The organism is Vibrio sp. K4 (assembly GCF_051122595.1).
GTDB lineage: Bacteria > Pseudomonadota > Gammaproteobacteria > Enterobacterales > Vibrionaceae > Vibrio > Vibrio owensii.
Genome location: NZ_CP178577.1, coordinates 17079 through 38775, shown reverse-complemented (window position 1 = coordinate 38775; position 21697 = coordinate 17079). Strand labels below are relative to the sequence as shown.

General features: G+C 45.6%; 16 protein-coding genes and 1 riboswitch. Of the genes, 5 read left to right on the top strand and 11 right to left on the bottom strand.

The genetic code is table 11. The annotated features are described in order from the left end of the window. Positions 1–4 precede the first annotated feature (4 nt). From ACLIIY_RS00135 to ACLIIY_RS00090, 10 genes are all read right to left on the bottom strand, one after another. The gene (locus ACLIIY_RS00135) at positions 5–1228 is read right to left on the bottom strand and encodes a type II secretion system F family protein (RefSeq protein ID WP_020195906.1); all 1224 of its coding nucleotides are present in this window, start codon (positions 1226–1228) and stop codon (positions 5–7) included. 8 nt (positions 1229–1236) lie between these two features. Further along, complete coding sequence (locus ACLIIY_RS00130) at positions 1237–2961, bottom strand: GspE/PulE family protein (RefSeq protein ID WP_434527962.1); 1725 nt, start codon at positions 2959–2961, stop codon at positions 1237–1239. Then, complete coding sequence (locus tag ACLIIY_RS00125; protein WP_434527961.1) at positions 2958–4055, bottom strand: tetratricopeptide repeat protein; 1098 nt, start codon at positions 4053–4055, stop codon at positions 2958–2960. The genes ACLIIY_RS00130 and ACLIIY_RS00125 overlap by 4 nt, the downstream gene beginning before the upstream one ends. Next, the gene (locus ACLIIY_RS00120; RefSeq protein WP_038896959.1) at positions 4040–4885 is read right to left on the bottom strand and encodes an ExeA family protein; all 846 of its coding nucleotides are present in this window, start codon (positions 4883–4885) and stop codon (positions 4040–4042) included. The genes ACLIIY_RS00125 and ACLIIY_RS00120 overlap by 16 nt, the downstream gene beginning before the upstream one ends. 43 nt (positions 4886–4928) lie before the next feature. Continuing rightward, positions 4929–6602 carry a pilus (MSHA type) biogenesis protein MshL gene (gene mshL, locus ACLIIY_RS00115; RefSeq protein WP_041060968.1) on the bottom strand — a complete coding sequence of 558 codons (1674 nt, stop codon included), beginning with the start codon at positions 6600–6602 and terminating at the stop codon, positions 4929–4931. A gap of 20 nt (positions 6603–6622) precedes the next feature. Continuing rightward, on the bottom strand, positions 6623–6952 hold the full coding sequence (locus ACLIIY_RS00110; protein ID WP_009707662.1) for a hypothetical protein: 330 nt from the start codon (positions 6950–6952) through the stop codon (positions 6623–6625). Beyond that, entirely contained in the window at positions 6945–7595 is a 651-nt protein-coding gene (gene gspM, locus ACLIIY_RS00105) for a type II secretion system protein GspM (RefSeq protein WP_434527960.1), read from the bottom strand. Before gspM ends, ACLIIY_RS00110 begins: the two co-directional genes overlap by 8 nt. Next, positions 7592–9040, bottom strand: a complete 1449-nt coding sequence (locus ACLIIY_RS00100) for an MSHA biogenesis protein MshI (RefSeq protein WP_045482388.1) — start codon at positions 9038–9040, stop codon at positions 7592–7594. Before ACLIIY_RS00100 ends, gspM begins: the two co-directional genes overlap by 4 nt. Before the next feature lie 11 nt (positions 9041–9051). Next, positions 9052–11061, bottom strand: a complete 2010-nt coding sequence (gene csrD / locus ACLIIY_RS00095) for an RNase E specificity factor CsrD (protein ID WP_020195913.1) — start codon at positions 11059–11061, stop codon at positions 9052–9054. Between the two features lie 247 nt (positions 11062–11308). Next, on the bottom strand, positions 11309–11848 hold the full coding sequence (locus ACLIIY_RS00090; RefSeq protein WP_005438106.1) for a single-stranded DNA-binding protein: 540 nt from the start codon (positions 11846–11848) through the stop codon (positions 11309–11311). A gap of 293 nt (positions 11849–12141) precedes the next feature. Here ACLIIY_RS00090 and ACLIIY_RS00085 point away from each other — a divergent pair, with 293 nt between their 5' ends. From ACLIIY_RS00085 to ACLIIY_RS00070, 4 genes are all read left to right on the top strand, one after another. After that, positions 12142–12786, top strand: coding sequence for a LuxR C-terminal-related transcriptional regulator (locus tag ACLIIY_RS00085; RefSeq protein WP_009707667.1), 645 nt, complete (start codon positions 12142–12144; stop codon positions 12784–12786). Between the two features lie 162 nt (positions 12787–12948). Beyond that, positions 12949–13821, top strand: coding sequence for a UTP--glucose-1-phosphate uridylyltransferase GalU (galU, locus tag ACLIIY_RS00080; protein WP_434527959.1), 873 nt, complete (start codon positions 12949–12951; stop codon positions 13819–13821). A 138-nt stretch (positions 13822–13959) separates the two neighbouring features. Next, the gene (gene uvrA, locus ACLIIY_RS00075) at positions 13960–16782 is read left to right on the top strand and encodes an excinuclease ABC subunit UvrA (RefSeq protein WP_434527958.1); all 2823 of its coding nucleotides are present in this window, start codon (positions 13960–13962) and stop codon (positions 16780–16782) included. A gap of 67 nt (positions 16783–16849) precedes the next feature. Further along, positions 16850–18634, top strand: a complete 1785-nt coding sequence (locus tag ACLIIY_RS00070) for a PglL family O-oligosaccharyltransferase (protein ID WP_434527957.1) — start codon at positions 16850–16852, stop codon at positions 18632–18634. A gap of 56 nt (positions 18635–18690) precedes the next feature. Here the strand turns inward: ACLIIY_RS00070 and ACLIIY_RS00065 are convergent, their stop codons facing one another. Continuing rightward, the gene (locus ACLIIY_RS00065) at positions 18691–19812 is read right to left on the bottom strand and encodes a pyridoxal-phosphate-dependent aminotransferase family protein (protein WP_434527956.1); all 1122 of its coding nucleotides are present in this window, start codon (positions 19810–19812) and stop codon (positions 18691–18693) included. Between the two features lie 223 nt (positions 19813–20035). Next, a riboswitch (Lysine riboswitch) is annotated at positions 20036–20214 on the top strand. A 124-nt stretch (positions 20215–20338) separates the two neighbouring features. On the opposite strand from ACLIIY_RS00065, the gene lysC reads away from it, so the two are divergent. Next, on the top strand, positions 20339–21691 hold the full coding sequence (gene lysC, locus ACLIIY_RS00060; RefSeq protein WP_434527955.1) for a lysine-sensitive aspartokinase 3: 1353 nt from the start codon (positions 20339–20341) through the stop codon (positions 21689–21691). The last annotated feature ends 6 nt before the right edge of the window (positions 21692–21697 follow it).

Here is a 21697-nt window from a genome sequence, read left to right as displayed (position 1 = left end):
GCCGTTAGCCGCCTTTGATGATGTCCAGCATCCCCCACATAGGCAGGAAGATACCGAGTGCCAACACCATAACCATGCCTGCCACAATGACCAAAAGTAACGGTTCTATTCGCGCGGTTAGGGTTTTTAAGTCGTAGTCGACTTCACGGTCATAGAAGTCCGACACTTCCAATAGTAGTTCATCGATACGACCTGTTTCTTCACCAACCGCAATCATCTGAATAACCAGAGGCGTAAATATCTTACTGTTGATCGCCGTAACTGAAATAGTACTGCCCGCTTCAATGGCCGCTTTCATTTCTAGAATTCGGTTCTCCAAGAACTTGTTGCCGAGCGCTTCACCAGCTAAAGCTAATGATTGGTTGAGCGGCACACCGGATTTCAACATCAATGAAAATGTTCGTGAGAATCGTGATAGCTGTGCTCGGTTAACAATGTCACCAACAATAGGCAGCCTTAAACGCAGTTTGTCGAACTTCTCTCGACCGTCAGCTGTGGCCACCCAAGATCTGAAAATAATAAACGCACCAATGATCGCGGCGATCAGCAAGCCCCAGTAATTTACAAAGAAGTTCGACGTCGCGATCAGAATTCTGGTAGGCAGCGGTAACTCAACACCAAAGCGTGTAAACATGGAAGCAAACTCTGGGATCACCAGAATGTTCAAAATAAACATCGCGATGGTGATAAACACGATTACAAAAGTTGGATAGCGCATGGCTGCTTTGATGCGCTTACGCGTTTCCAGTTCTTGTTCGTAGTAGTTTGCTAGCTGCAGCAAGGCTTGATCTAGGCGACCGGTGTTTTCACCCACGTTGATCATCGAAACGAACAACGGGCTGAACACTTTGGTATGCGGTTGCATCGCAGAGGAAAGGCCGCGACCATTACTCAACTCTGCTACTACATCTTCTAAGGCTTCTTTAAGCTGTTTGTTCTCACAGTTTTGCAGCAGACCACGCATGGAGCGCAACAGTGGCACGCCCGCTTTGGTCAAACTAAATAGCTGACGTGAAAACAGGATAATGACTTCAAGCGGAATCGCAGGCACGAGCAGCTTAGATAAGCTGACTTTGCTTTTGACCGCTTCTTTTTCTAATCGCAGGTTTAGAGGAATAATCCCCTTATTCATCAATGCTTCCGCTGCCGCTTCGGAATTCACCGCATCGACTTTGCCACTGGTTGATGAGCCGTCTAAGGTGCGGCCTTGATAACGAAAAGTTGGCATTCACTTACCTACATGAAAATTGGGTCGGTTTTACCAGAAGCATCACCCTCACCAAGGGTCATGACTTCGTCCAAACTCACAGTGCCTTGCAGCGCAAGTTCCATCGCAGAAGCCAATAGCGGCTTGTAGTTTTCTGAGCGGCGCGCTGCTTGAGCAAAGCCCACGGCATCATTCGCGCGTAGCTTGTCCATCATTTCATTTTCTAACTCAAGCATCTCAAACACACCAACTCGGCCACGATAACCCGTTAGGTTACAGTTTTGGCAACCCGCGCCTTTGTGGAAGGTTTGTCCTACTTGATTAGGGAAGCGACCAGCAAGCCACTGCTGACGGGACTCATCGAGCACATCGGTGGTTTTACAATCTGGGCAAACACGACGAACAAGACGCTGAGCCACAACCGCACGAACAGCACTCGCCACCAAATAACCAGGAGCGCCCATATCAATCATTCGCAGCGCACTGTCTACCGCATCGTTGGTGTGCAAAGTACTCAATACTAAATGGCCAGTCAGTGCGGCACGAAGGCCAATTTCAACCGTTTCTTGGTCACGCATCTCACCAATAAGGATAATGTCTGGGTCTTGGCGTAGGAAGGTACGTAGCACGCGAGAAAACGTTAGATCAATCTTGCTGTTGATCTGAACCTGAGTAATACGTGGTAAACGATATTCCACTGGGTCTTCTGCGGTGATGATCTTCTTGCCCGGCTCGTTTAATTCACTCAATGCACCGTAAAGCGTGGTGGTTTTACCAGAGCCTGTTGGACCAGTAACTAAGATCATTCCGTGTGGGCGAGAAAGCTGACGACGAAGACGAGCAAGTAGCTCAGGTGGTAAACCGGAATCCTCAAGCTTACGTAGGCCTGAAGATTGGTTTAGCAAACGCATTACTACTGATTCACCGTATTGCGTCGGTAGCGTCGACATACGAATATCGATCGATTGACCACGAACTTTGATATTGAATCGACCATCTTGAGGTAAGCGCTTTTCAGAGATATCGAGATGCGCCATCAACTTTAGACGCAATACTAACGCAGAGGCAATGTTCACCTCGTTTAGAAGTGTTTCATGAAGAACACCATCGACACGCTGACGCAAACGCAACACTTTATCATCGGGCTCGATATGAATATCCGACGCACCGACTTGCACCGCATCTTCAAACATGGAGTTAACCAGTTTAACAACGGTAACTTCTTCGCTATCACCTTCATCAATTCCGTAGTCGAAGCCTTCAACGTCTTGGTGCTCTGCTTGAAGCTGTTCTGCAAACGAAGCGATCTCTTTGGTTCTGCGGTAATAACGGTCAAAACTTTCCACTAACTGGCGTTCTGGTGCAATGATGAACTCTAAGTCGTATTGACCAAGCAGGTTCATCAACGACTCTTGAATAAACAAGTCCGCCGGATCACTCATCGCAACACGTAATGTGTCACCATTACGGGCCACAACCATGGCACGTAAACGACGCGCGTGTACTTCTGGGAGAATTTGCACCGCATCGGCATCAACAGGAGCACGGCTCAAATCAATTAAAGGCAAGCTCAACTGCTGGGACAAGAACTCAAGCATCTGCTTTTCACTGATAAACCCAAGGTCAATCAGCGCATCACCCAGCTTTTGACCAGTACTGTGCTGAGCATTCAGCGCCTGCTGAACTTGCTCTTCAGAAACAATACCTTCTTCAATTAACAGATCGCCTAAGCGTTTTCTCAACTGAATTTTCATTGCGCACTCTCCAGTTGTTTTAAGATATTCAAGCGATCACGAATAAATGCCTGAGATTGATTTGAAATACCGACTTTGCCAAGTGCTTGCTTATAAGAAGCGATCGCCGGAGTGAAAGCTAATGCTCGCTCTTGTTGAATGGCTAAACCAAGCCACCAGCGCGCATTTTCAGGCTCACGCTGAGTCAATAATTGGTAGCTTTCCAGTGCAATTTCATTTTGCTTTTGCTTTTGGGCCAACGCGGCACGCATGGCTAAATATTCGCGGCTTGGTGCTGGCGGTAGATGCACAAGCGGGCTTAATGCTGCTTCAGCTTGATCCGCTTTCATCAACAGTTTTGATAGCGCAAGACGTAGGCTTTGGTTATTGGTGTCTAGAGTGATGCCAGACTGCAAGATCTCATAAGCTTTGCGCGTATCCCCTTTTCCAAAATACAGCGCCGCTAACTTCTGACGAGCCTCTAAATTCGTTGGCTGATAGCGAAGTGCTTCATCGAATGCAGACAAAGCCGTCTTCATATCATTTGCATCCATGGCTTTATCTGCACGTGCTAATGCTTTTTCTGCTAACTGCTGGTGCGTAAGTTCAACTTGCTCAATGCGCATTGAGCTATCTTGTGACACATTCGACGAGGTATTTACATTCTGATTCACGCTCGCCAACAACATCGGTTGTTCTACTGATTGGTTCACTTCTGCTTTAGCAGTGAACTGGTCTACTTGCGGAGTGGACTTCGCCACAGGCAACTCAACCGTCACCTTTGGTTTCTCAATTCTTTGCGTGTACACCACATTATCTAACTGAGGCGTCACTTTGCTGGTCGGTGAGTGATTCACTGCCATGATTGGTGAGTTATCAACACTGACGGTATTCATTGAAATGTTCGATGAAGATGTAATGTCTTCCATCGGTGCCGGACCTTGAGAGACTGCCCAACCTCCAACAGCAAGGCTCAATGAGAAGCCACCCACTAGCCACAGCCACGGTTTGCTTCGTGTGATACTTGGAATCTCTGCTTTCGTTAGTGCAGAAGGTGATTCTTTTTCAGCAAGTTCTGATAATGCTTTATTGATGGCACTCAAGGCTGGCTCCATCCCCAAAATTTGGGAGTTTTAAACTTAGGCTTACGCGCATCAAAGGTGTCATGCATTGCAACGTAAACGTGTTGATTCTTTAATAAGGTGCAACGGTCATTAAACGCCGTAAGCAAGGCTTTATGACTGATTTGGTTGATCAATCTCGGGATACCCATCGCCGAACGCCAAATGGCTTTTTTCTGCTCAATCGAGAAGATATGCGCACCATTTCCTGCTTTGTCTAAACGGTTGTTGATATAGGCGACGCCCTCTTCAATCGAGAGAGGACGAAGCTGGCAACTAAACGTAATTCGCTGACGGAACTGTCTTAATTCATGAGTGCCAAGTCGCTCATCCAATTCAGGCTGACCAAACAAGACCAGTTGAATCAGCTTGTCTTGTTCCGTTTCCAAATTGCCGAATAAGCGCAGCGTTTCGAGAGCTTCAGATGACAGTGCTTGTGCTTCATCGACAATCAGTACGGTCTTTTTACCTAGCGCATGAATTTGAATTAAACGTTCTTGAATCAAAGAAACGACTTTAAGCGGATCGCTATCTTCAATACCTAACTCACGAGCGACTGCAAACTGTAACTGCTCGCCATTTAGAACGGGGTTAGGTAAGTAAACAAGCTCAACTTCAGATTCGATTTGCTCGATCAACTTACGACAAACCATGGTTTTGCCCGTACCAACCTCTCCGGTCACTTTAATCACCCCTTCCCCCATTTTGACTGCAGCCATAATGGTTTGAATGGCCTCGTAGTGAGGCACTAACCCCAGAAACATTTCTGTATTAGGGGTCAGTGAGAAAGGTTGAACTCGAAATCCAAAATGCGACAGGTACATAGTCGAATCACAAAACCACGTTTAACGACAGTTCTAACACCGATTACTCAGCGTCAGGGAACCACTCTTGCAACAAGTCACGTGAACGCTCTAGCTCTTTCTGCCATGTGTTCACGCCAACAACGGTTGGCTTAAGCAGAATAACCAGTTCTGTCTTTTGCGATATATTATTGATGTTACGGAATAAGTTACCAAGTCCTGGTACATCACCGAGGAAAGGCACCTTTGAGACTTGCTCTAGGTTTTGTTGCTTCATCAAGCCGCCAATCACGACCACGTCACCATCTTTAGCACGGATCACAGAGTCAGACTCACGAATTGAGCTTTTCGCCAGCGGTAATTGAATATTTTGGAATTCACCGCCAAGGTTTAAATTCTTGACCTCTTCTTCGACTTCAATGACGGCAGGGTGAACGTGTAGGAACACATTGCCTTTATTGTCGATTTGCGGAGTAACATCTAGGGAGATACCAGAGAAGAAAGGTGTCAACTCAACTTCAGGAACGGCATTGGAGTTCTCACCGTTACCTGCGTTGCTTGAAAGCTCAGTGACAAAGTACTCATCAGTACCCACTTTGATCACTGACTTTTGGTTGTTTGCTGCGGTAATACGTGGGCTAGAAAGCACGTTCAAATCGCCTTGCGTTGCCATAAAACTCAACACAGCATCAAAATTGCCATCAGAGATAGTCACATTCGTTTGTCCACCAAGTAGTGAACCGATCGTATCTAGTCCTGGTAATAATGGGATATCAGAGCCATCACCAGGAGAGCCGCCACCAGGGTATGGACGACCGATAGAGATGCTTCCCGAATTACCGATAGAGGCAGATAGATTCGACCAGTTGATACCTTGTTGGTAACCATCACTCAATGTCACTTCCAAGATTTTTGCTTCTAGAATCACTTGGCGCTGCATACGCTCTTGCGATACACCTAGGAACTCGCGAACTTCGCGGATTTCATCAGGGAAAGCACGTACTGTGATAACACCAGCTTGTGGGGTCACAACAACGCTTTGGCCTTTACCTGAGCCAATTAGGTTAGCCACCGCTTGCTGTAGCATTGGCCAGAAATCGCTTTCAGTTATGGTTTCAATGCGAGTGCCGCCCGTTGAGGTTGTTGAGCTATCACCGTTATTGTTATTTGAATCTGAAGAATCAGAATCGTCAGAGCTGCCACCTGAGTTTGATGTTCCCGCAGAAGTTACAGAGCCGGTTACGATGCTGGTTAGCGAGCGACCAGAACGTTTGAACTGAAGGTAATCCACAGGGATTGTTACGGTACGCATACCAGCAGGGTAGATTTGAATTACCTTACCCGACTTCACGACGTCATAGCCGTACATGTTTTGCACAACATTCAGCACTTCATCCAGCGTCACATCAGAAAGGTTTACGGTGATATTGCCTTGTACCGCAGGGTGGATCGCCACGCTGTATTCGGTGCCTTTAACCAAAGAAGCGAAAAAGCTACGCGCCTCAACCGCGTTGGCTTGGATTCTAAAACGCTTCAATGTTCCTTGTTGAGACGACATGTTGGCGTCTAGGTTTGGCATAAGATCGGCTTCCACTGAAGATGGAATGTCTTCTAGGGCACGACTGTTTGCTTCATTGATAGATTCATTCAGTGCTTGCTTCACTTCTACTGGATCGCGGTGACCCATAGAACAACCCATTAAGGAAGCAATCACAATTCCTACAACTAATTTGCGCATATCTGATCAGGCTCTGATTATTATTTTTTTACGTTTAAACCAAAAAGCTCTAGCTTCCACTGACGGTTACCACGCTTTAAAGTTACAAATTCACTGTTGATGCTAGCTACTCGGTAGCCATTAAGTTTTGCCCCAGGCTCAACAATACGGTCGTTCAAAATCGCTACACAGGGCGTGTTTGGCTTACAAACAATGCTATTCAGTGTTGGCAGACGATATTGTTTCGCTTTTGGCTTTGCTTGCTCGGTAGCTGGTTTCGTCCAGCCCAGCGGTGCAGTTGGGTCTTGGTTCGCCCAACAGCTGCCTGCAATAGAAACAAGTGCCAATGAGATAATGAGTTTCTTAACCACCAATAAACTCCTCTCGTGAACCTAGGGTGTAGACTTCCAATACAAGTTTTGCTTTTGGATAATCTTCGACTTTGTAGCTGAAGCTTCGCCAGTAATAACTTGCAGGCAAGCTTTCAAGTTTTGTTAGGTAATTAGCAATTGCAAAGTAGTCACCGGTAAGTTCCATACGAACTGGGTGCACGTAGTAACCTGAGTATTGCGACGCTTCTTTATCTTCTGTTATCGGCTCCGCAGGCAATGTCTGAAGTGACAATAAGTGAATACCGCTTTGCTGCTCCAATACACTTTCTAACAAGCTCGCCATTTGAGAAGGCGTAATCAAGTGTTCAATAATTTCAGAAAGCTGCATCGATAGGTGCTGACTTTCGGTTAGCAATTGAGAAATAGCCTGATCAATCTCAGCGTTCGGATCTTTCTTTAATTGCGCTTGGATTCGTAAGATCTCGATTTCAGTCTGTTGATTGGTCTGTTTTAAGTTACGTAGCTGTTTGTCATTGCTGGTAACTTCATTCAGTTTCGGCTCTAACACCAAGGTAAACAGCAGCATTACGACAGTGACAAGACCACACAAGGCAATCAATATCTTTTCTCGTGCGCTCATCTCATCGAAGCGCTCTTCTAACGAGGACCAGAATTCGTTCATTTCTCTTTGTCTCCACGCGTCTTCAATTCAAAGGTCACAATGTTGTCTTCGTTACGGCCAATCTTCACATCATCAAAAGTACGTCCAACAAGGCTTATTTCATTCTTAAATTGACTCACCCAATTTGGGACCGAGCTTGGCGAACGAGCCAAGCCTTTGAGATCTAAAGTGGTATTGTCGATACGAATTTCAGACAAAGAAATGTTATTGCTACCAAGCTTGGCAAGAGATTGCATCACGCCGGAATAACCAGTGCGTTGGGAATCGTCATATTTGCCGACCGCTTTCAGTGAGTCACGTTTTGCTTTCACCTCACGTTCTAAACGTGCTTTCGCCGCTAACTTGTTGGTATCCGGCTGGTGTTTACGCAACTTAGCTTGCTGGCGTGTCAGCTCTGATTTCATGATATCGCCACGGCTTTTAACAATCGCGATTTCATCTTCAACGCCTTGGCTCTGCCAAGTGACATAACCGTAAGACAAGAAAATCAGCGCAGCAGCGACACCCCAAGAGATAGCGACGTTTTTTAACGTCAGCAGGTTCTTCTTCGGCTTTAGAAAGTCAGGGTAGAGATTGACACGTCGAGCACTTGATGTTGCTAATGCAGTATCCGCAAGTACATGACCTGATAGCTCGTGCTCTTCTGCAAGCAATGGTGAAACTTTGGTGCTTAAGCGATAGTTAAGCGACTCCACCAGTTCTTTTTCATCTTCATCATCACAACACACCTTAAGCTGATGCAATTGAACATGACGCAGTTGAGAAGAGAGGTAATCTATCGATCGTTGTAGTTCAAGCGATAGGCTATCCATCTGTAGGTCGCTTGAGGGCACACCTGTTAATGGAGGCGTGACACTGCGAATAGAACGATGGAAAGCAATAGTGTGCTCAACGAATGCGCTAATACGGAAATGACCACGCGCACTGCGTTGTAGAAGTAGGAAGTTGCCTAGCTCACCAGAGGTATCCCCCCAGATATCATCTTCAGGAATGATTGCTTCAAGCGTTAATTGAACTCGGTTTGCAAGCAGTACGATCTTGTCGAGGATTTTGCGCGAAAGCACATAAGCTTGAACTTTATTTGAGTTAGGTAACTCTGCGGCATCGGCAATAATGTCGATGGCACGTTCAGAAATAAGTTCTTTTAACAGAAACGGTAACGCCGACGGCCACTCATTGCGCGGCATCGCAGGCTTGTCGATCTGATACATCTGGTAATAGTTGTGAGAAAGCACAACTGCCAACGAGTCATAAGAACTGGCAGCAACACTGAGTGCTTGCTCACAAGCTCGTTCCCAATTTGATTCTGTGATCTCAAATTTAGATGGTCGACTGCTTTTCGTTGGTGATGATAAATAAACTGCGTCTGGCTGAATGACCAAAAAGCACGTACGACCACCAACCGATGACCGCTTGAGCTTATCGAGTACTGCTTTAAAATCCATGATTATTATCTTTATTTTTTTCGCCAGCGATTTCTGCGTCCCAATTTTACTTGAGATTCAGATTGAGAAATGACCGTTGGTTTGGATCTAGGTAGATACTGCTCTTCTGGAGAGAAATAACGTCCCTGCCCGCCATGAACCCCTAATTCATTCAGGGTGTTCAATTCGTGCTTATTCTCAATTCCCACTGCTATTATTTTTGTTTTACTGTTTGCGGCCGCACCCAACATACTGCGAACAAACAACTGGTTCTCATGTCTCTGATCGATTTTTGTTACCAAGCTGCGATGAAGCTTAAGGTAACGAATGTCTACTTCTTTTAAATAATGGGTGCTAACGATCGTGCGTCCCGCTTGCCCAATCATGACGTGACATTCTAAACCGGCCAGCATTTTAGCGACTGGTCGCATAAAGTCTAAGTGTCTTACAAATTGTGCTTCCACAAACTCAAAAATGAGACACTTTCTTTGCTCACGTGACAACTGTAAGAGTTCATCACGGAACCATTTGAAGTATTCTCGATGGCCAAAAGGCACAACATGCAGATTAACGACATAACACTTGGAACTATCAAAGCTATGTTTAAAATCTTTTAAGAATTTATGAACAACAGCACGATCCATTTGTGCTTCATAGCCAACTTGTCGAACAGCAGAAATAAAGCGAGACGCTTTAACAATGCCATTTTCCGGATCTCGAATCCGACATGTTAACTCTTCATGTAATGGTTTTTTATGCGCCACATCACTTATTGAATAGGCCGATTGTGCGTAGAGTATCACATTTTCAGATGTGAGTGCTGAATCAAATAGCGTACGCCATCTCACACTACCGCGAGCTTCTTCATCGTGGTTCCACTTCTTAAAACGACTCCAGTTGTTATTATTCTGTAACTGAGCACTACGTAATGCGGTTTCAGCTTCATCAATGATTTGGCTATGACGTTCGCCCTCTTTGTACATGGTGATACCGATATGACACCAGTTGTCAGAATCGAGAGGGTAAGGAGGATGAAGCTTTTCTAATTGACGAATACATTGAGACGCCAAGTTTGCGACATCTTTTGCCGCTTGATGAGGTAAGAACAGGGCAAAATCAGCATTGTAGTAGCGTGAGAACACGACATCGGGGTAACGCTGAACTAAGTTTGAAAGCAAACTGCCCACTTCAACAATAAACTCATCACAAGTTTGTTTATCTTGCTCTTCTTCGACAGATTTCCAATCTTGGATACGAATCAGCATCACTGAACCACGAGCACCACTTTCCAACAAAGCAGATTCAAGCTTGCTATCAAACAGCACACGATTTGCAGTACCAGTGAGCTTATCAAGAAAGGTTTGAGTACGAATAAAGGTGTCAAAGCGGCTACGCTCTTGGCGCGCATCTTGAAGCTCTTCGATCAATACATCTAGCGCTTCACTGGCTGTATATGGCCATTCTCGCTCATCACCTTTGGCGTATTGTTCGACTCGCCCTGCGAGGATCATGCGTCCACGCTCTTCAAGCATTTCCGATCCTGCGAGCTGTTCTTTGAGCCATTTAACACCACGCATTAAACAGAAAATGATCAAAATGACCGCTAGCGTGATCGACCAAAGAGCTTGCATCGAATAGCCGTAGCCTAGATACGGAGGAATGGCTTTGAAGTAGATGGTGTAATCTTGGTTATGATTGAGCTGATACTCGTGCTCAAACAAAACGGAATTATCCATCTTATGGGAAGTATCTTTGAAGCGATAAACCACAGCATTGTTGGTTGAGAGCGTCATTTCAACAATGTTGCTTGCTTGCAGCATCTTTGGCATCCAACGTTGCATCGAATACGCTGCGTCAGGATCCTCCATCTCTTTATCAACAACTTCTACGATCCCTTCCAAATAATGGTTGAGATACTCTTGTCCTAGTCGTTTGAAAGAGAGGGTGCCACCGACAAACAAGATAAACATTGCGCAAATAACGATCATGGTGACAAAGGCCACCAGCCGCGTGCTTAGCTTAAGAGTTGGGGTATACCTCATGAATACCAAATTCCTTTTCTATTCATCATATACCTTGTTGAAATATTTATACTTGATAAGCGTTCAGTAAACAATCGCATTCGTGTGAATGTGAGAAGCTGAGGCGGAAAGAAACAAAACATCATTCGATATTTGAGCGTTACTGTCTTTTAATTACAAATTGAAATGATTGAGCCCACGATATAGGCGCGAAGATAATAAAAAAGCCGCGAAATTCGCGGCCTTTTAAACTCAATACTGAATCGACTTAGAACGGGATATCGTCGTCGAAGTCCATTGGTGGCTCGTTGTATTGCTGCTGTGGTTGCTGCGGAGCCTGTTGTTGTTGCTGAGGAGCATTGTATTGCTGCTGCTGAGCTGGCTGTTGAGGCTGACCCCAACCACCTTGTTGTTGCTGTTGTGGCTGACCACCGCCCATAGGTGCGCCACCTTGAGCACGACCACCAAGCATTTGCATTACGCCATTGAAGCCTTGAACAACAACTTCTGTTGAGTAACGGTCTTGACCACTTTGGTCTTGCCATTTACGAGTTTGAAGCTGGCCTTCAACGTAAACTTGAGAACCTTTACGTAGGTACTCACCTGCTACTTCAGCAAGTTTGCCGAATAACACAACACGGTGCCATTCTGTTTTTTCGCGCTGTTCGCCAGTCCCTTTGTCACGCCATGACTCAGAAGTTGCAATTGTGATGTTTGCTACTGCACCGCCATTAGGCATGTAACGAATTTCAGGGTCGTTACCTAGATTCCCCACCAAAATAACTTTGTTAATTCCACGGCTGGCCATGATGTGCTCCGTTTCACTCTGGATCTATATAAAATTTTAGCGCATAAGAATACACGCTTTGATGTTTTGATTAAAGCCTAATCCCCATTGTCTTCTGTGACAACAGTTGGTGGAATCGAAATCTCACTTCAACCTCTAGGCGTAGCATTTCTGATTCGTTTTGCAGACATCGTTTCGCGAACCTTTGAATCTCAACGCATTTCTCCTCCCTTCCTATAGCTCTGAGTGATGATTGATGCCAACGTATCCGCGTTTTCGAACTCAAGAAACTTTACTCAAGGAGATTAAGGCGCGTGAAAAAATCGGCTTATGCGAGAAAACTTTTTCTGATCAGCATGGAAGATGGTGCAGCGAAAAAGGTCGAAGCTCTGGAAAAATACACTGACATCAACATCCCTGTCATTTCGACTCAAGCTTTGATGGAAGCCAACCCGAAACACCGCAATAAAATCTTGTTGATCGACTTTAGTGAACACAAAGAACTGGTTCAATCGATCAAAAATCTGCCGTTGATCTGGAAAAATTTTGAAACCGTGGTGTTCAATGTACCTAAGCGTTTGACTACGGATGAATTACTCACATTTGGGCAATTGAAAGGCATTTTCTACCAAGATAGTTCTTTAGAACAAATTGGGGAGGGTTTAAAAGAGATCGTAAACGGTCAGAACTGGTTGCCTCGCAATGTGACTAGCCAACTCCTGCATTATTATCGCAATGTCATCAGTACCCACACAGCGCCAGCCACCGTCGATTTGACCATTCGTGAGCTGCAAGTCTTACGCTGCCTTCAAGCGGGTGCCTCAAACAATCAAATGGCGGAAGAGTTGTTCGTTAGTGAGTTCACCATCAAGTCACACCTGTACCAAATTTTTAAGAAGCTCTCAGTGAAAAACCGCGTACAAGCCATTGCTTGGGCTGACCAAAATCTGATGTCATAAAACTAGATGCGCGACACAAATTCACAAAGACATTAGTTGCTCATGCTTCTTTAGGCTCCGATTCTCAGATTTTTTCCTACTTAATTCATGATTCATATGCATCTCTCGTGTTAAAGTGATGCCCAGATTCTTGATTAAAAAATGAGAAAGGATATTCCCCCGATGATTAAAAAATGTCTGTTCCCTGCAGCGGGCTATGGTACGCGCTTCCTCCCTGCGACCAAGTCGATGCCTAAAGAGATGATGCCTGTAGTGAACAAGCCACTGATTGAATACGGTGTAGAAGAGGCGATCCAAGCTGGCATGAACGGCATGTGTATTGTGACTGGCCGTGGTAAGCACTCAATCATGGATCACTTCGATAAAAACTACGAACTGGAACACCAAATCAGCGGCACGAATAAAGAAGAGCTGTTGGTTGATATCCGTGAAATCATCGACTCTGCAAACTTTACCTACATTCGCCAGCGTGAGATGAAAGGTCTAGGCCATGCGATCCTAACTGGTCGTGAGCTTGTAGGTGATGAACCATTTGCTGTGGTACTGGCTGATGATCTTTGTGTGAACGAACAAGAAGGCGTACTGGCTCAAATGGTAGCGCTATTCAAACAGTTCCGTTGCTCAATCGTTGCAGTTCAAGAAGTGCCAGAAGAAGAAACCCACAAATACGGCGTTATCTCTGGTGAGATGATCAAAGATGACATCTACCGTGTAGACGACATGGTTGAGAAACCAGAGCAAGGCACGGCGCCAAGCAACCTAGCGATCATTGGTCGTTACATCCTGACTCCAGATATTTTTGAGCTGATCGAAAACACAGAACCAGGTAAAGGCGGTGAAATCCAAATCACTGACGCTCTGCTAAAACAAGCAACAGCAGGCTGTGTATTGGCGTACAAATTCAAAGGCCAACGCTTCGACTGTGGTAGCGTAGAAGGCTACATCGAAGCAACAAACTACTGCTTTGAAAACCTATACCTAAAAGACGAAAAGAAGTCTGAGTTAGGCAAACACGCAACTAAAAAAGAAGCGTAACCAACTCAAACTGATTAATGAGAAAGCCCAGCTTAATGCTGGGCTTTTTGTTTACTGTTTTTTTGTCCAGTATTTTCTTTGCACATTTCTCACACTATGTAATACTTGCGTCACTTGGTTATACATAGAGCAAAAACGATGGATAAAATAGAAGTTCGTGGTGCCCGCACCCATAACCTCAAAGACATCAACCTCACTATCCCCCGCGATAAACTGATTGTCATTACTGGTTTGAGTGGTTCTGGTAAATCCTCTCTCGCATTCGATACTTTGTACGCTGAAGGTCAAAGACGTTACGTCGAATCCTTATCAGCTTACGCACGCCAGTTTTTGTCTCTAATGGAAAAACCAGATGTTGACCACATCGAAGGTTTATCTCCTGCGATCTCGATCGAGCAGAAATCAACATCACACAACCCACGTTCTACCGTCGGTACCATTACCGAGGTATACGATTACCTGCGTCTACTTTACGCTCGCGTTGGTGAACCTCGTTGTCCGACGCACCATACGCCTCTAGCCGCTCAAACCATCAGCCAGATGGTCGATAAAGTCTTAGAGTTGCCAGAAGGCAGCAAAATGATGCTGCTTGCTCCTATCGTGAAAGAACGTAAAGGTGAGCACGTTAAAACGCTAGAGAACCTAGCTGCTCAAGGTTTCATACGCGCACGCATCGATGGTGAAACTTGCGATCTTTCTGATCCACCACCACTAGAGCTACACAAGAAACACACTATTGAAGTGGTTGTAGACCGCTTTAAAGTCCGCCCAGATTTGCAGCAACGTTTGGCAGAATCCTTCGAAACCACACTAGAGCTTTCTGGTGGTATTGCGGTTGTGGCACCAATGGACGGCAACGGCGAAGAAGTGATCTTCTCTGCTAACTTTGCTTGCCCTATTTGTGGCTACAGCATGCAAGAACTTGAGCCTCGTTTGTTCTCGTTCAACAACCCAGCTGGTGCTTGCGGCACTTGTGATGGCTTAGGCGTGCAGCAATACTTTGATCCAAGCCGAGTAATTCAAGATGAAACGCTTAGCTTGGCGCAAGGGGCAATTCGTGGTTGGGATCAAAAGAACTATTACTACTTTCAAATGCTGACAGCGCTGGCGGATCATTACGGCTTCGATCTTCACGCACCGTTTAATTCTCTACCAAAGAAAACCCAAGACATCATTCTTAAAGGATCGGGGCGTACTGAAGTTGAGTTCAAGTACATTAATGATCGTGGTGACATTCGCGTTAAACGCCATCCTTTTGAAGGGATCCTGAATACACTTGAACGCCGTTACCGCGATACCGAATCTAACTCGGTACGTGAAGAGCTTGCGAAATACATCTCTACTAAGTCCTGCTCAAGCTGTGGCGGTACACGTCTACGCCTAGAAGCACGTAACGTCTTTATTGCCGATACGACACTACCGGAGATTGTAGAACTCAGCATCGCCGACGCATTGGAATTCTTCCATTCTTTGAAGCTAGAAGGTCAACGTGCCCAAATCGCTGAAAAAGTGATGAAAGAAATCAACGATCGCCTGCAATTCTTGGTTAACGTAGGATTGAACTACCTCAACTTATCACGCAGCGCGGAAACCTTATCAGGTGGTGAAGCTCAACGCATTCGTTTAGCGAGCCAAATTGGTGCCGGTTTGGTAGGTGTTATGTACGTACTGGATGAGCCATCGATTGGTCTCCACCAGCGTGATAACGAACGTCTATTGAAAACCCTGACCCACCTAAGAGATTTAGGTAACACAGTGTTAGTGGTTGAGCACGATGAAGATGCGATTCGTTGTGCTGATCACGTGATCGATATCGGTCCAGGTGCAGGTGTGCACGGTGGTAACGTGGTCGCTGAAGGTACGATGGACGAGATTATCGCCAATCCAAACTCACTGACTGGTCAGTACCTCAGTGGCGCGAAAGAGATTGCGCTACCAAAAGAGCGTACACCACGCGATCCAAAGAAAACCGTTGAACTACTTGGTGCGACAGGTAATAACTTAAAGAATGTCGATCTTTCCGTTCCTGTTGGCTTGTTCAGCTGTATTACGGGGGTATCTGGGTCAGGTAAATCAACACTGATTAACGATACCTTCTTTAAGATTGCTCATACCCAGTTGAATGGTGCAACAACGGCACACCCTTCACCATATAAAGCAATCAAAGGCTTAGAGCACTTCGATAAAGTTATCGACATTGACCAAAGCCCTATCGGTCGTACACCACGTTCAAACCCAGCCACTTACACTGGAATCTTTACTCCGATTCGTGAACTGTTTGCGGGCACGCAAGAGTCGCGCTCTCGCGGTTACAAACCGGGGCGCTTTAGCTTTAACGTTCGTGGCGGTCGCTGTGAAGCCTGTCAAGGTGATGGCGTAATCAAAGTAGAAATGCACTTCCTACCAGATGTCTACGTTCCTTGTGATGTGTGTAAAGGTAAGCGCTACAACCGCGAAACACTTGAAGTACGTTACAAAGGCAAGACCATTGATGAAGTACTGGAAATGACGGTAGAAGATGCACGTACTTTCTTCGATCCAGTACCTGCGATTGCTCGTAAGCTGCAAACTCTGATGGATGTAGGTTTGTCTTACATTCGCTTAGGTCAAGCAGCAACTACGCTGTCTGGCGGTGAAGCTCAGCGTGTGAAACTGGCTAGAGAGCTGTCTAAGCGTGATACAGGCAAAACCTTATACATTTTGGATGAACCGACAACAGGTCTGCACTTCCACGATATCCAGCAGTTATTAACCGTACTGCACCGTCTGCGCGACCATGGAAATACCGTTGTCGTCATTGAGCACAACCTCGATGTGATTAAGACAGCAGACTGGATTATCGACTTAGGTCCCGAAGGCGGACAAGGCGGCGGTGAAATCATCGCACAAGGAACGCCTGAAGATGTGTCTCAGATCGAAGGTTCGCACACAGCTCGCTTCCTTAAGCCTATGTTGAAGTAGAAAAAACAGGTAAAGTACAAAGACCAGCCAGTGCTGGTCTTTTTTCATTCAAAACAACACAATAACTATGGCTACTATACACGTCAGTGGAACTAAGCTTTCTCCAGGTAAAGTGCAAGTTCCTCTTAACCGCAAGTTTCTCATCGCGTTAGCAGCACTCTTTCTGCTGGCGATGCACTTCTTCATGCCTAATCCGGGTGGCTCTGGACTAGCACTATCTTTTAATGCGACCACGTGGATTGCGTTCAGCTTTGCACTTGGTATTGGCTGCTACCAACTTGCGACCAATCGTGTATTACGCTACTCCAAATTAACAATTGGTCTGTTGATCAGCTGTATCATCATGACGCTGCCTATCTTCTATCCCAATGCGGATAGTGCGCTTGCGGCAAATAAGCTGATTGGCCTGTGGTGTGGCATGTTGTTCTTCATCGTGCTGCAGCAATTCCATTTCAGTAACAAGCATCGTCAGCGGTTATTGTGGTTTATTGTGCTTGCCGTCGTTATCGAAGCAATTTTCGGTTTAACGCAATATCTTTATCTTAAGCCAGGAAACGTATTTGGATATGACACGGTAGCTAACCGCCCTTATGGCATCTTCCAGCAACCCAATGTCATGGCGAGCTTCCTTGCAACTGGTTTAGTTATCGCAAGTTACCTGCTTGTCCGTCAACCTTATAAATACTCGCGTAAACTTAGCGATATCTATCTGCTTTATGCAGTGCCAGTACTGACTCTACCGTTGATTGTCGCCTTGGCATCTCGAACGGGATGGCTTGCTTCTATCATCGCAATTTTATTAGTTATTCCGTATATGTACCGCTTCGCCACCAAAGCAAGGTTCGTACGTTGGGCACTCGCAATGGCAACAGGTTTAGCTTTATCTATTGTGATCATGCAGATAGCCTTTCCCGATGGAAGCGGATTAGCCAGTGAAAAAGTGAACATGGAATCACCACGTGCCTATACCTTCCCTCAAACCTTAGATATGGTGATTGAGAAGCCATTCACTGGTTATGGTTACGGCAAGTTTGAGTCAGAATACATGCTATATACCGCACGTCAGCATGCACTTAATGAAAGCTATCCTGCGGGCTTGCCATCGATGGATCACCCACACAATGAGTTGTTGTACTGGGCGGTAGAAGGCGGACTATTGCCAATTCTGGGGATCTTTTTGGCAATCGCGCTAGTGCTATATCGCATCTACCAAGCCAAACGTGGTACTCGATTAGCACTGTTGGCTCTGTTTATTCCAATCGTGCTTCACTCACAATTAGAATACCCCTTCTATCATTCATTGGTGCATTGGCTGATCTTTGTGATTCTGCTTTATTGGGTCGACCAACGTGTTTCTCGTTACCGCCAAGCACCGTTTAGCAAAGTGACCAAGAGCTTACTGCGAGTATGTAGCCTAGTCATTCCTGCTGTGTTTACTTTCTACATGGTTAGCGCATTACACACCAACTATGCCTTAACCAAGTTTGAAACTACGCGCCCAACTAACCCGGATATTTTGAATCAAGTGACGAACCCTGTGGTTTGGAAAGATCGTTTCGACTGGGATGTATACAGTACTTTCTTAAACATCGGTTTATACAAGCAAGATCCAACTTTGATTCAGCCTTACATTGATTGGTCTTTGGAAATCATTAAAGACAAGCCACGCCCAGCGTTTTACAACAACTTGATACTGGCATATCAAGGGTTGGAGGACACAAGCAAGGCAGAACAAATTCGTGCAGAGGCACAGTTCCTGTTCCCTAAAATTGATTTCAGTGGCGTCAACTATCAGCCACCTTCTCAAGCCATATCTGCTTCACCAACACCGACTTCAGGTGCTGAGCAATAAATACAAAAAAGCGAAGGAATAACCTTCGCTTTTCTTTACCTCATTACCGAGTCGATTTATTCAGTCAGTGACTCTTCTAAAGCTCGCAAACACAAAGCTACATTTTCAGGTCGAGCACCATAGCCCATCAAACCAATTCGCCATGCTTTACCAGCCAGTGCACCAAGACCTGCACCAATCTCTAGATTGTAGGTTTCGAGTAAGTGATTACGCACTTTTGCTTCATCAATTCCTTCAGGAACATAAATCGCATTCAATTGCGGTAGTCGATACTCTTCTTCTACCACAAATTCAAAGCCTAGTTTTTGCAGACCTGCTTTGAGCTTCTCGTGCATTAACTGGTGACGTGCCCACGCATTTTCTAAACCTTCATTCTTAAGAATAAGTAGAGCTTCATGCAGTGCATACAAGCTGTTCACGGGCGCAGTGTGGTGATAGCTGCGTTTGCCTTCTCCACTCCAATAACCTAATACTAAACTTTGATCCAAGAACCAGCTTTGAACCGTTGTCGTTCTTGATTGAATCTTCTCAATAGCAGCCGGAGAAAGCGTCACAGGCGATAAACCTGGAACACACGAAAGACATTTTTGACTGCCCGAATACACTGCATCTAACTGCCACTCGTCAACTTTAAGGGGCACACCACCAAGCGAGGTCACAGCATCAACAATTGATAACAGACCGTATTGCTTCGCGAGTAGACCCAGAGCTTGAGCATCACTTACCGCACCCGTCGATGTTTCAGCATGAACAAAAGCAAGAATCTTCGCATCAGGGTGCTGCTTTAACGCTTCTTCAACTTTATCGACCGATACAGGGGTTCCCCATTCATCATCGACGACAACCGCTTCACCACCAGCACGAACCACGTTTTCACGCATACGCTCACCGAAAACACCATTGCGGCAGACGATGACCTTGTCGCCTTTTTCTATCAGGTTAACGAAGCACGTTTCCATACCCGCACTGCCCGGTGCAGAAACTGCGATAGTAAATTCATTTTCCGTTTGGAAAGCGTATTTAAGCAGCTGTTTTAGCTCATCCATCATGGCAATGAAAAGCGGGTCTAAGTGACCAACTGTTGGACGGCTAAGCGCTTGTAAAACCTGAGGGGAAATATCAGATGGACCAGGTCCCATCAAAATACGGTGTGGGGGAATAAAGCTTTGGATCGGCATGTCAGCTCCTTGATTGCAGTCATTCATCCTGAGCGTTATAAAAGTTCTATTCAAAAGGTTGGCTCAGGTATCGAAGTTTTCACCCTAATAGATTTTTCCTCTATCGGCAATTAGCCCTAAGTATAGAGGTCAAACCACTGTCACAAATTCGTTAATAAAAACTTTCATTCTGGTTGAGATATTGGTTGACAATGTGACAGCAAAACCGTTCAATGTTTAAGCTTTATGCAGAAGAGGAGCACTGCCCAGGCAGGTGATTTGTGGAGCCGCAATTCCAATACCAATCACTCAGGGGGAGTAGTGCCGAGGTAAGTCAAAGTTGCAGGATTTGACTTGTCGGTTGACTTGGGTTGAATCCCATCAACTGTCATCAGCGCCGTATGATGAAGAGCTTCTGAGGGTAAATTTTCAAATTACATTCTAACTACCTCTCTATTTGCTCTGTTCCTTTCCTCACCAAACATTGGATGTATTAGGCAACCTATTAATTTGTTGTTATTTTTTCAGGAAGTCGTGGGAGAACGCAGTGAGCGCATTTAACGTAGCAAAATTCGGTGGAACCAGTGTTGCCAACTTTGAGGCAATGAGTCGTTGCTCCACTATCATAGAAAACAACCCAAATACTCGCCTTGTGGTTAGCAGCGCTTGCTCAGGTGTCACTAACCTATTGGTTGAACTGGCAAATGGTGTTCAAGACCAAGAACATCGTGCGGAAGTACTTCAGAAACTAGCAGGCATCCACGAATCGATTCTGTCTCAACTTGAGGACGCAACCGAAGCTGCGGCAGAGGTTTATTCGATTCTTGATACCGTCACAAGTTTGGCAGAGGCCGCTTCAATCCAAGCAAGCACCAAACTGACCGATCATTTAGTCGCTTGTGGTGAATTAATGTCGACTCATATCCTTGCTCAATTAATGCGAGAGCGTGGAGTGAATGCGATTCGTTTTGATATTCGCGACGTGCTAAAAACCGATGGAAACTTTGGTCGAGCTGAACCTAATATCGAGACCATTGCACAACTAGCACAAGAAAAGTTAGTCCCACTTTGCCAAGAATACGTGGTTATCACCCAAGGTTTTATTGGTTCAGATGAAGAAGGTAATACCACTACGCTTGGCCGTGGCGGCAGTGACTACAGTGCAGCACTCATTGCAGAAGGCGTGAAAGCTGCAGGTCTAGAGATTTGGACCGATGTTCCGGGCATCTACACCACTGATCCACGTATCGCCTCAAAAGCAGCGCCAATCCCAGAGATCAGCTTTAGCGAAGCATCAGAGATGGCAAACTTTGGTGCCAAGATTCTACACCCTTCAACGCTAGTTCCGGCACTTCGTCACGACATTCCGGTATTTGTTGGATCATCTAAAGAGCCAGAAAAAGGCGGTACATGGATTCGCCACCAAGTAGAAAGCTCACCTTTATTCCGAGCGCTTGCTCTGCGCTGCAACCAAACCATGGTGACATTACGCAGTGCGAACATGTTCCACGCGTACGGCTTCTTAGCCAAAGTATTTGAGATCCTAGCGAAGCACAAAATCTCTGTTGACCTGATCACCACATCTGAAATCAGTGTGTCACTCACTCTTGATCAAACAGACACGTCTGGCGGCGCTCCTCAATTGCCACAAGCCGTGCGTGAAGAGCTTGAAGAGCTATGTAAGGTAGAGGTGGAACACGACCTATGTCTCGTTGCTCTGATTGGTAACAATATGAGTGAAAGCAAAGGCTACGCGAAGCAAGTATTTGGCACGCTAGAAGACTTCAACCTACGTATGATCTGTTACGGAGCAAGCCCGCATAACCTGTGCTTCCTTGTTCACGAGTCCGTATCTCGCCAAGCGATTCAAAAACTGCATACTGAATTGTTCGAGCAATAAAAACTC